This is a genomic window from Streptomyces sp. NPDC001415, from assembly GCF_053597395.1.
The window spans coordinates 345,208-355,682 of sequence record NZ_JBSFIE010000006.1 but is presented as its reverse complement, the minus strand read 5'-3'; the positions used below and the strand labels follow the sequence as shown (position 1 = coordinate 355,682).

General features: G+C 70.5%; 9 protein-coding genes. 6 read left to right on the top strand and 3 right to left on the bottom strand.

All coding sequences use genetic code 11. The features are described from left to right. Positions 1–26: 26 nt before the first annotated feature. Together ACWC2B_RS11235 and ACWC2B_RS11230 are read left to right on the top strand one after the other, a co-directional pair. On the top strand, positions 27–701 hold the full coding sequence (locus ACWC2B_RS11235; protein WP_450716208.1) for a potassium-transporting ATPase subunit C: 675 nt from the start codon (positions 27–29) through the stop codon (positions 699–701). Between the two features lie 106 nt (positions 702–807). Beyond that, entirely contained in the window at positions 808–1,491 is a 684-nt protein-coding gene (locus ACWC2B_RS11230) for a response regulator (protein ID WP_450716207.1), read from the top strand. A 90-nt stretch (positions 1,492–1,581) separates the two neighbouring features. Here the strand turns inward: ACWC2B_RS11230 and ACWC2B_RS11225 are convergent, their stop codons facing one another. Continuing rightward, a complete protein-coding gene (locus ACWC2B_RS11225) occupies positions 1,582–2,214 on the bottom strand; it encodes a class I SAM-dependent methyltransferase (RefSeq protein WP_450716206.1) in 633 nt (210 codons plus the stop codon). 275 nt (positions 2,215–2,489) lie between these two features. Between ACWC2B_RS11225 and ACWC2B_RS11220 the strand changes: the two genes are divergently transcribed. Continuing rightward, positions 2,490–3,941, top strand: coding sequence for an MFS transporter (locus ACWC2B_RS11220; protein ID WP_450716205.1), 1,452 nt, complete (start codon positions 2,490–2,492; stop codon positions 3,939–3,941). A 250-nt stretch (positions 3,942–4,191) separates the two neighbouring features. On the opposite strand, the gene ACWC2B_RS11215 is transcribed toward ACWC2B_RS11220, so the two are convergent. Further along, complete coding sequence (locus tag ACWC2B_RS11215) at positions 4,192–4,722, bottom strand: hypothetical protein (RefSeq protein ID WP_450716204.1); 531 nt, start codon at positions 4,720–4,722, stop codon at positions 4,192–4,194. Positions 4,723–4,971: 249 nt separating this feature from the next. After that, on the bottom strand, positions 4,972–5,865 hold the full coding sequence (locus ACWC2B_RS11210; RefSeq protein ID WP_450716203.1) for a methyltransferase domain-containing protein: 894 nt from the start codon (positions 5,863–5,865) through the stop codon (positions 4,972–4,974). A 659-nt stretch (positions 5,866–6,524) separates the two neighbouring features. Here ACWC2B_RS11210 and ACWC2B_RS11205 point away from each other — a divergent pair. From ACWC2B_RS11205 to ACWC2B_RS11195, 3 genes are all read left to right on the top strand, one after another. Next, positions 6,525–6,905 carry a hypothetical protein gene (locus ACWC2B_RS11205; protein WP_450716202.1) on the top strand — a complete coding sequence of 127 codons (381 nt, stop codon included), beginning with the start codon at positions 6,525–6,527 and terminating at the stop codon, positions 6,903–6,905. Then, positions 6,902–9,010 carry a bifunctional polysaccharide deacetylase/glycosyltransferase family 2 protein gene (locus ACWC2B_RS11200; RefSeq protein ID WP_450716201.1) on the top strand — a complete coding sequence of 703 codons (2,109 nt, stop codon included), beginning with the start codon at positions 6,902–6,904 and terminating at the stop codon, positions 9,008–9,010. Before ACWC2B_RS11205 ends, ACWC2B_RS11200 begins: the two co-directional genes overlap by 4 nt. Positions 9,011–9,116: 106 nt before the next feature. Then, positions 9,117–10,430 (top strand): LCP family protein, encoded by a 1,314-nt coding sequence (locus tag ACWC2B_RS11195; RefSeq protein ID WP_450716200.1) that lies wholly within the window; start codon positions 9,117–9,119, stop codon positions 10,428–10,430. Positions 10,431–10,475 lie beyond the last annotated feature (45 nt).

Genomic DNA, 10,475 nt, shown 5'->3' with positions numbered 1-10,475 from the left:
ACTTTTCGAAAGCGTGCTGATCGGCAATGAACAACTCTGTTGGAAACACAGCCCGGTTGCTCGGTGCGGGCCTGCGCGCCCTGCTGGTCCTGACCATCGTCTGCGGCGTGATCTACCCGCTCGTGGTGACCGGCATCGCGCAGGTGGCCTTCAGTGACAAGGCCAACGGTTCCGAGATCAAGTCCGGTGGGAAGGTGGCCGGTTCCGAGCTCATCGGGCAGACGTACAACCTCCCGAAGAAGGACCCGAACAACGCCGACGAGCCGGCGGTGCCGGACCTGAAGTGGTTCCAGCCCCGCCCCTCCAACGGGCTCGGCACGAACACCCTCAATACCCAGTACCAGCTGATCATCTCCGGCGCCACCAACCTCTCCGGTGACAACGACAAGCTGATCCAGCAGGTCAAGGACGCCAAGGACGCGGTCGTCAAGGACAACTCGACCGCCGGCTACCAGGTGAACCCGGCCGACGTGCCCGCCGACGCGGTCACCTCCTCCGGCTCCGGTCTCGACCCGCAGATCTCCCCGGCGTACGCCAAGCTCCAGGTCCACCGGGTCGCCGAGCGGAACCACCTCGACGTGAAGCAGGTCGAGAAGCTCGTGGCCGACAACACCGACGGCCGGATCCTCGGCTTCATGGGCGAGCCCGGCGTGAACGTCCTCAAACTCAACATCGCACTCAAGGAACTCACTTCGAAGTGAGTCACTTACGACGGTGGGCGGGAGCCCCGGCCCCGGAGGGCCTCCGGGCTCCCGCACCGCCCGGCAGCGTCATGAAGACCGCGCACAACAGGAAGGCGGCACGCCGATGACCCGGGTGCTGGTGGTGGAGGACGAACCACAGCTCGTACGGGCTCTTGAGATCAACCTGAAGGCGCGAAAATACGAAGTGGACTCGGCGACGGACGGTGCCACCGCCCTCCAACTCGCCTCCGTACAGCCCCCGGACGCGGTCCTGCTCGACCTCGGACTGCCCGACATGGACGGCATCGAGGTGATGCGGCGGCTGCGGAGCTGGTGCCGGGCGCCGATCCTGGTGGTCTCGGCGCGCAACACCTCGGACGAGAAGGTCGAGGCCCTCGACTCGGGCGCCGACGACTACATCACCAAGCCGTTCAGCATGGACGAACTCCTCGCCCGGCTGCGGGTCGCGACCCGCAGGGTCGAACCCGCCGAGAAGAGCGCGGACGGGGGAGTCGTCACCACCAAGGCGTTCACCCTCGACCTCCTCGCCAAGAAGGCGAAGCGCGGCGGGGACGATGTGCGGCTCACTCCGACCGAGTGGCACCTCCTGGAAGTCCTGATCCGCAACCGCGGCCGACTGGTCAGCCAGCGCCAACTGCTGCAGGAGGTGTGGGGCCCCAGCTACCGGACGCAGAGCAACTATCTCCGCGTATACATGGCCCAGTTGAGACGCAAACTCGAAGTGGACCCCTCACATCCCCGACACTTGATCACGGCGCCGGGCATGGGATACCGCTTCGAGGTGTGAGCGCCCGTGTCTGGACTGCGGACCATCCTTCGTGCCGCCCTTGGGAAGGATGCAGCCGGAGATGGCTGCGCCGAGCGTGCTGGTCTGGTGTCAGCTGCGGTTCCGGAAGACGAGCAGGTAGCGCCAGAAGAGGAGCCTGCGTATACGGCATCCAGGCAGCAGCACCGCGGCCTCCCGGCGGATCTGGGGCAGGGGCATGGTCGGCTGAGCCACCGGCGCCCGCATCCGGTCCCGGTCGCGGTCGGTCGCAGCCGCGGCGAGCTTGTCCCGCACGAACACGGCCAGCCTCGCGACGGCGTTGACGGGGACGGCCGCCAGGCTCCAAGCCCAGTCGAGCCGGGTCCGCTCCGGATAACAGCCCAGGATCACGAGGACGCCCCCGGGCGCGAGCGCGTCCCGCAATGCGGCGACGGTGCCGAACGGCATGTGGTGGACGCTGGCGAGGCACGAGATGAAGTCGTAGTGGCCCCCGGGCAGTTCGGTTTGGGTGACGTCCGCGGGCTGGAAGCGCGGGCCCCGGTCGCCGAGTGCCCGCCCGGCACGCGCGCGGGCCTCCGAGACGGCCTCCTCTGAGGGGTCGATCGCATCGACCTCGATGCCGAGGTCGGCGAGCCGATGAGCGAACCGGCCGGTTCCACAGCCAACGTCCAACGCCGTACGGCAGCTTGGCGGCACCTGGCGCAGCAGGAGGCGGTGGTAGTGGTCGTTGTGATCAAAGGGCATGGCGTGACCCTGCCATAGAGGGGCGGCCAACCCGCTTCCAGCCGACGGGCCGCATGGCGAGCCTCCCGCGAAGACATGTGAGATCCCGCAAGCTGTGTGGGAAAACATCGCCATCAGTGGCATCTGTGGAAGAAAACCTCCAGGCACTCACTTCCGCGGTGGCATCCCGGCTCCCCGCCCCCACCCTGAGTCGCGGCCAGCTTCCCCGGCGCTCGCGCTCGCACTCCGTCGCCGGGGTCGAGCCGACGTGTCGACGACGATGGAGGGGATCCCCGATGACTGCTGAGCGTGTGCTGGTGCCGACTCCGGCGGCGTACCGATGGCGGTGGCCGGCGCTCATCGCGCTGTTGCTCGGTGAGGCGATGAACCTCCTGGACGCGACCATCGTGCAGGTCGCCGCACCGAAGATCCACGCCGATCTGGGTGGGTCGGTGTCGGACGTCCAGTGGTTCACCACCGCGTACACCCTGCCGTTCGCGGTGTTGTTGATAGCCGGGGGCCGACTGGGCGACATGGTTGGCCGCAAGCGGATGTTCGTGATCGGTGTCACCGGATTCATGCTCGCGTCCATCGCCTGCGCCGTGGTGCCCACGGTGGGGCTCCTGATCGCCTTCCGGGTGGTGCAGGGAGCCACCGCGGCCGTGATCATTCCCCAGACCATCGGCCTGATCAAGACGATGTTCTCCGGGCCCGAGATGTCCAAGGCGCTGGGCAGCATCGGTCCGGTGATGGGCCTCGCGGCGGTCTGCGGGCCGGTGCTCGGCGGTGTGCTCACCCACGCCGATCTGTTCGGCTCGTCGTGGCGGGCGGCGTTCCTGGTCAACGTACCGGTGTCGCTGGTCGTCCTCGCGATCGCGCCCAGGCTGCTGGAGAACCGCGCTCCGAAGCGACCCACCCTCGATGTGACCGGTACGTTGCTGGCGATGGCCGGCATCGGGCTTGTGGTCCACCCGTTGATCGGCGCCGACTTGACCGCTCTGTCGGGGTGGAGCTGGACGTCCATCGCGGCCGGGCTGTGTCTGATGGCCGTGTTCGCGGTGCATCAGCGCGGGGTGGTCTCGGCGGGGCGCAGCCCGTTGGTGGAGCCGACCCTGTTCGCCCACCGGGGCTTCCCGGCCGCCCTGGTGACGTCGACGCTCTTCTTCGCCGTCACCAACGGCCTGACGATGGTCGTCGTGCTCCAGCTCCAACTCGGCCTGGGAGCCGATGTGTTGAAGGCCGGGCTGACTCTCGCCCCGTGGTCGGTGGGGCTGGCCGTCGCCTCCTGGGTGGCCGGGGCGCACCTGGTCAAGCGCTACGAGCACCGCATGATGCCGCTCGGACTTGCCGTCCTGCTGGTGGGCGCGCTCGCCGCCATCGCCGTCTACCGCACGGCGGACCCGCACGCGTACCCGACGCCGCTGCTGTTCGCGCTCGCGGTCGTCGGACTCGGGGTCGGCCTGTTCACCCCGGCGTTCTTCACGATCGCGCTCAAGCCGCTGAGGCCCCAGGAGATCGGCTCGGCCGCGGGCCTGCTGAACGCGGTCCAGCAACTGGGCGCCACGCTGGGGGTGGCACTCCTGGGCAGCGTCTACCTGGGCGGTGCTGGAGGCGGCCCCTCGGCCGCCCTGGGCGCCGTCCAGATCGCCTTCTGGGTGGCCGGGGCGCTGGTGGTGGTCTGCCTCGTGACCAGCCGAGTGATGACGGGCAAGGGTGCTGGGGAGGGGATGGACGATGGTCAAAAGTAGCCGAGCCCGCCGGCGCACACACCCCTCCCGAATTTCAGCACCGCACCCCAGGACACTCGGCGCCCGCTGTCCGAGTTCTCCCTTCGCCGGCCGTGCTGATCAGTCCCCGGGGTTGCCCCCACAACCTCGAACACGAGGACATGGTGGTGATGGCCAACTTCCAGGTGGTGCGGGGAGGGAGGCGCGTCAGTGCCGGACGGCTCCCGCCGCGCTGTGGATGCGCGGCGGGAGCGATGGTGCGGTGCTGCGGTCAGCTCAGTCCGACGGCGGAGAGCGCGGTGGTCCAGTCGGTGGCGATGGCCTGCTGGGCCGGTGCGAGCTGAACCGTTCCTGCACAGACCGCCTTGTACAGCTTGTACTCCACGGTGTCCTTGTCGGTCGCCTTGGAGCCACCGGCCTCGTAGCGCGGCTCGGGCCACAGGTTCTGGGGGCTCTTCGGGTGGCCGCCGAGGGAGAGCGGTATGAGGTGGTCCTCCTCGTAGTCGGCGGTGTCGGTGTCCTCGTAGCCGTACTCGCCGATCTGCTGCACCTTCAGGGCGTTGGTGTAGCTGGTGGACGGGCGGATGGAGGAGCTGTACCCGGGGACGCAGATGGTGGAGTGGATGGTGTCCTGCGTGACGGCGGAGTTGAGTGCGCCGGGCTGGCAGGCGCGGTCCTGCAGGGGCAGGTAGCTCTGCGAGCAGGTGGTGGCGGCGTGGGCGGCGCCGGTGCCGACGATCATCGCTCCGGCGACGAGCGCGAACGAGGAGGCGGCGACGGCGAATTGACGCATACGAGGCATGGGGGGCTCCGTTGGCCGAGGTTTCCCCGACTGATGCGGGGGTGACGTAGGCATGACACCACCCTGCGTTCTATGCGGGTAGACCTCGGCGGTGAACAGCGCATGACCGATGCGTAACCATGGCCTGGTGTTGGTTCGGGCTTGGCAAACCCGTTGTTGAGTACGGTGGCTGGGGCTGCCGTCGGACGGCGACGTGCATGGCCGGCCGGCCGCTCCCACAGTCCCGGGATGTCTGGATCCGATCCGCGCCTAACCGAGTGCCGGGCGGTGCTCGGCCGGGCGGCGTCCCCAGGCCGAGATCAGCGGGGCGAGTGTCAGGTCGAGTTCGCCCGCGTGGACGGCGGCCAGGTGCGCGTCGATCTCGGCCTCGTCGGCCAGGCCGGCCGCGAGCAGCTCGCCGCGCACGTGCCGGATGGTCGCCGCCTCCAGCCGGTCGCAGGCCGGCCCGCCGACCGGGAAAAAGCCCGCCGCGGCGACATCCGCCAAGCCGGCCTCACGCAAGGCCCGCGGCAGTGTCCGGCCGTAGCGCAGGTCCGCGCCGCGGCGCGTCAGCAGCTCCCGGACCGCGTCGCGCAGCCGGTTGGCCCGCCGCTGCGCGGGGCCGCTGTCGTCCAGGCATGCCAGTGGCTGCAGAGCGGTATCGGCGTCCTCGATCAGCAGCCAGCCGCCGGGCCGTAGCGCTGCCGCCATCGTGGCCAACGCGCGAGCCCGGTCGGGTACATGGACCAGCACGAGCCGGGCGTGCACCAGATCGAACGTCCCCGGCTCCGGAGGCGGATCAGCGGCCACGTCGTGCCGGCGCACCTCGTACCCGTCGCCTTCCTTCAGCCACGACGGGTCGATGTCCGTGGCCAGTACGTACCCGGTCGGGCCGACGGCCGCCGCGAGTGCCTCCGGGATACCGGGGCCGCCGGCCCCCACTTCCCAGCAGCGCGAGCCGGCCCCGACCCCCAGTCGATCGAAGTGGCCGCGCGTCACACCGTCGAACAGCTCGGCCAGCCAGACGAATCGCTCGCCCGCCTCGGCGCGCGCGTTGTCCAGCAGGTACCCGCGGGCGGGAGCGGAATCTCCACCGGGCGCGGTGGTCCCGCCCAGCGGATCCGGTCGGCCGCCGTCATGGGGCGGGCGGGGCGAGGAGGTCATGAGTACATGGTCAACCTTCCCCAGCCGCCGGCGCCACGACGACGGGCGAGGGATGTCTCACACAGCCGGCGAACCCGCACGCCGGAAGGGGTACACGCGTCCGGCCCCACAGCCGGCGCACCAGGCGCGGGGCAGCGCGCTGGGTGGACATCCGGCCTACCGTGGCCGCGGCGGCGAGGAGATCACGCCATTGCGTCGTGAACGAGCCGACTGCCGGCTGCCGTTCCCCGATGGCCTGTTGCCCTGCCACCCGGGTGCCCGAGTAGGGTCGGGGGCTGCGTTGCGTGACGGCTGACGGTTGCGTCCTGGCCTCCCGGTCCTTGTGGGGACACATGCGTACGTGGCCTTCCCGGCCCCACCCGGGAGGGTGCGAGGCATGCGCGCGTACGGACCCCCGTACGTGCCGGGCACCTCGGGATGCGACTCCTGACGTTTCGCGCGCATGACAGCCGACCCCGGGGGCCGTACCCCCTATACACAAAGAGTCGCGCGTGCGCGGCCGCAGATCAGGAGCACCCGTGCAGGGCACCCCCCACATAGCCAGCACACCGCACGACGGGCGATCGTCGCCCGTACCCCCTGCGCGCAGGGCGCAGCACCCGGGGCGGGACATGACGCGGCGCCCGCCGCACCAGGTGGTGGCGAGTCATGTGGCCCCGGTGACACGGCGTCCCCGGGCCGCCGCCCCTCAACTCCCCGTCTTCATCGACCAGTCGGGCTGGCGCAGGCGGACACTGCAAGGCGTGGCGCTGGCCGTGGGCCTCGCCTGCCTCGGGTATCTGGTGTTCGTCGGCGTGCTGGTCAGCGGACTCCGGCAGCCCGTCGGCACGCATCCGCCGAGCACGACGAGCACGACGAGTACGAACGGATCGGCGCGTTCCGGCGCGGACGCCGGCACGTCGTCGCACGGCTCCGGCACATCGGTCCGGGCCGAGGCCCACCGGCCCTCGGCCGAGGCCCACGCGGACCGAGAGAACCACAATCGCCTCCGGCTGTCCGGCAGATCCGCCCCGCAGCCGGCCGGAGGCCCGAAGCAGTGAGCCGGCGTGCCGCTGTCCGTCGCCCGCCGCGCGGACACTGGCTGGTGCTCCTGCTGGTGCTCCTGGTGGTCGCCGTCACTCTTCTCTTCGAGGGCTGGACCACCCACCAGGTCGACGCCGCCCGCGTCAAACCGCCCTGCACCCGACCGATCCCGCGCGAGGCGGACGACGGGAAGCCGCTGCTGCGGTTCGGCCCCGAGGGGGTCACCACAGCGGCCATGCCGCCGGGGACCGTCGCGCTCACCTTCGACGGCGGGCCCGACCCGGTGTGGACGCCGCGCCTGCTCGACCTGCTGCGCAGCCACCACGCGCGGGCGACCTTCTTCGTCTACGGGCAGGATGCCGCCCGGCACCCGGAGCTGATGCGGCGGATCCTGGACGAGGGCCACGAGATCGGCTCGTACACCTACAGCGGTGGCGACCTCGGCGTGGCCTCGCCGCTGCGCTCGCGCCTCGAACTGTCGCTCAGCCAGGCCGCTTTCGCGGGTGCGGCCGGCATCAACACCACCCTGCTGAGGCTGCCGCACACCACGGCCGCGGACACGCTCTGCGGCCCCGAGTGGCCGGCTGCGAAGCGCGCGGCGGCGCAGGGATATCTGGTGGTCGCATCGGACCACAAGGACCGCGAGCCGCGGCAGGGGGTGGTGACGCAGCACAGCCAGACCGAACTGGGCTACCACGAGGCCGAGGACCTGCTGGGGGACCCCGGGGCGAAACGGTTCACCACCATCAGCGGCGGGCTCGGCCGTCCGTCCTTCGTCGACGAGGTCCCGGTCGCCCAGGAGATCAAGGGCGAGGGCCTCATCTGGTCGCAGCGGCTCGGGCACGCCTTCCTCACCATGATGGTGTGGGCGCTGACCCTCACCGGCGTGCTCGGCGTCCTGCGGATGCTCCTGTTCGCCGTGTTCGCCCGGCTCCACGTGCGCAGACTGCACCGGTATCGGCCCGGCGCCCCACGGCTGCGCGAAGTGCGGGATCCGGTGACGGTCCTGGTGCCCGCGTACAACGAGGAGGCGGGCATCGCCTCCACCGTGTACTCGCTGCTCGCCTCCACCCACCCGCACTTCGAGATCATCGTGATCGACGACGGCTCGACCGACGCCACCGCCGACATCGCGGAGGACATCGGTGACCCGCGGGTGACGGTGATCCGGCAGCCCAACGGCGGCAAGCCCAGCGCCCTCAACACAGGCCTGGCGCGCGCCCGGTACGACATCGTCGTCATGGTCGACGCGGACACCATCTTCGAACCCGAGGCGCTGGCCCGTCTCGTCCAGCCGCTCGCCCACCCGGCGGTCGGTGCGGTCAGCGGCAACACCAAGGTCGGCAACCGGCACCGCCTGCTGGGCAAATGGCAGCACCTGGAGTATGTGCTCGGCTTCAACCTCGACCGGCGGATGTTCGAGGTCCTGGAGTGCATGCCGACGGTGCCGGGGGCGATCGGCGCCTTCCGCAGGGACGCGTTGATGGGCGTCGGCGGCGTCAGCGACGAGACCCTGGCCGAGGACACCGACCTCACGATGGCGCTCTGGCGGGCCGGCTGGCGCGTGGTCTACGAGCAGTCGGCGGTGGCCTGGACCGAAGTGCCCAGCACCCTGCGGCAGTTGTGGCGCCAGCGCTACCGCTGGTGCTACGGCACCCTCCAGTCGATGTGGAAACACCGTCACGCGGTGAAGGAGGTCGGCCCCGCCGGACGCTTCGGCCGTCGTGTGCTGCTCTACGTCACGCTGTTCCAGATCGCGCTGCCGCTGTGCGCACCCGTCGTGGACATGTTCGCCCTGTTCGGGGCGCTGTTCCGCGACCCCGTGGAGGCCGCCCTCGTCTGGTTGGGGTTCCTCTCCGTCCAGTTGGTGACCGCCGTGTACGCGCTGCGGCTCGACCGCGAACGGCTGCGCGTGCTGTGGGTGCTGCCCCTCCAGCAGTTCGTCTACCGGCAGTTGATGTACCTGGTGGTCATTCACTCCGTGACCACGGCGCTGCTCGGCACTCGCCTGAAGTGGCACAGCATGAAGCGCACCGGAACCGCTGACCCGTACCTCCTTGAAGGGCCGTCCGGAGATCCGCTCGACGGCGCGACTCCGCGGCGGAGCCTGTCGCCGCAGTGATCCAGGTGCGCGATGGCGGGATGTGACAGGGGACGCGATGTGACAGGAGTGGAACCGGCGAGCGGCCGCGCGAGTCGGAACGGGGACGTGACCAAGGGAGTTGACGATGACAGACCCGCTTGACCAGCGGGCCGGACGCACCACACCCACGGGGAGGCAGGGCTGGCACGGCGACGCCGGGAGCAGTCCTGCACGCCGGGGGCCGTACGGCGACCCGGATCCGTACGCGGATCCGGAGCTGTACGCGGATCCGGATCCGTACGACGGCCGGGGCCCGTACGACGGCCGGGGCCCGTACGACGGCCAGGGCTCCTCTGCAGGCCAGGGCCCGTACGCGGTCCCGGAGGACTCCGCCGTGCGTGAGCGGTTCGCCGAACGGCCCAGCTCTCACTACGGGCCCCGGCGCGCCCACGCCCGGCAGCCGAAGAAGCGCAGGAGGCTGCGGCGCGCGGTGCTCGTTCTGCTGACCGTGGTGGCTGTCGCGGCGGGCGGCACGTACGGCTGGGCCGAGACCCGGCTCCAGCGTGACGTCGACCTCGGCGCGTACGGGGACCGCCCGCCGCCCGGGGAGGGCACCAACTACCTCATCGTGGGCTCGGACAGCCGCGACGGGCTCTCCGACGACGATGTGAAGGAGCTGCACGCCGGCGGGGGAGGCGGGCGGCGCACCGACTCGATGATGCTGCTGCACACCGGGGCCCACGGCACCAGCATGGTCAGCCTGCCGCGCGACTCCTGGGTCACCGTGCCCGGCCGCCTCGACACATCGACGGGCAAGACCAAGTGGCCCGAGGGGGACAAGCTGAACGCCGCCTTCTCCTACGGAGGCCCCGAACTCCTGGTGCACACCGTCGAGAAGAACACCGGGCTGCGCATCGACCACTACGCGGAGATCGGCTTCGCCGGGTTCGTGAACATCGTCGACGCCGTCGGCGGCGTTCGGATGTGCCTGGACCGGGACATCAAGGACGAGAAGTCGGGCGCGGACCTGCGCCGGGGCTGTCAGACCCTGAACGGCAGACAGGCGCTCGCCTACGTCCGTCAGCGGCACCAGGAGAAGGAGGGCGACCTGGGCCGGTCGAGGAACCAGCAGAAGTTCCTGGCGACCCTCGCCCACCAGGCCGCCCGGCCCGGCACCCTCTTCGACCCGCTGGAGATCGGTCCGGCCGTGCAGGCCGGCCTCGACACGCTCATCGTCGACAAGGGCATGAGCCTGAGCGACCTCGGCAGGATGTTCCGCGCCGTACAGAGCATCGCGGGCGGACACGGCACGCAGCTCAACGTGCCCGTCTCCGGCATCGGCGTCCCCACCCCCAAGGGCAACGTACTGAAGTGGGACCCCATGAGGTCGGTCGAGCTGTTCGACGAGCTGCGACATGACCGGACGGTGACGGAGACGGCGAATCCGGCCCGCTCTTGAGCGTACGGGGAGCCCGCAGTTCGCCCTCTGGTGGGCTGCGGGCCA

Bases quoted from the DNA above. Each gene is read 5' to 3' on its own strand.
- ACWC2B_RS11230 (WP_450716207.1), top strand. From the start codon at position 808: ATGACCCGGGTGCTGGTGGTGGAGGACGAACCACAGCTCGTACGGGCT.
- ACWC2B_RS11195 (WP_450716200.1), top strand. From the start codon at position 9,117: ATGACAGACCCGCTTGACCAGCGGGCCGGACGCACCACACCCACGGGG.
- ACWC2B_RS11220 (WP_450716205.1), top strand. From the start codon at position 2,490: ATGACTGCTGAGCGTGTGCTGGTGCCGACTCCGGCGGCGTACCGATGG.
- ACWC2B_RS11210 (WP_450716203.1), bottom strand. From the start codon at position 5,865: ATGACCTCCTCGCCCCGCCCGCCCCATGACGGCGGCCGACCGGATCCG.
- ACWC2B_RS11235 (WP_450716208.1), top strand. From the start codon at position 27: ATGAACAACTCTGTTGGAAACACAGCCCGGTTGCTCGGTGCGGGCCTG.
- ACWC2B_RS11225 (WP_450716206.1), bottom strand. From the start codon at position 2,214: ATGCCCTTTGATCACAACGACCACTACCACCGCCTCCTGCTGCGCCAG.
- ACWC2B_RS11215 (WP_450716204.1), bottom strand. From the start codon at position 4,722: ATGCCTCGTATGCGTCAATTCGCCGTCGCCGCCTCCTCGTTCGCGCTC.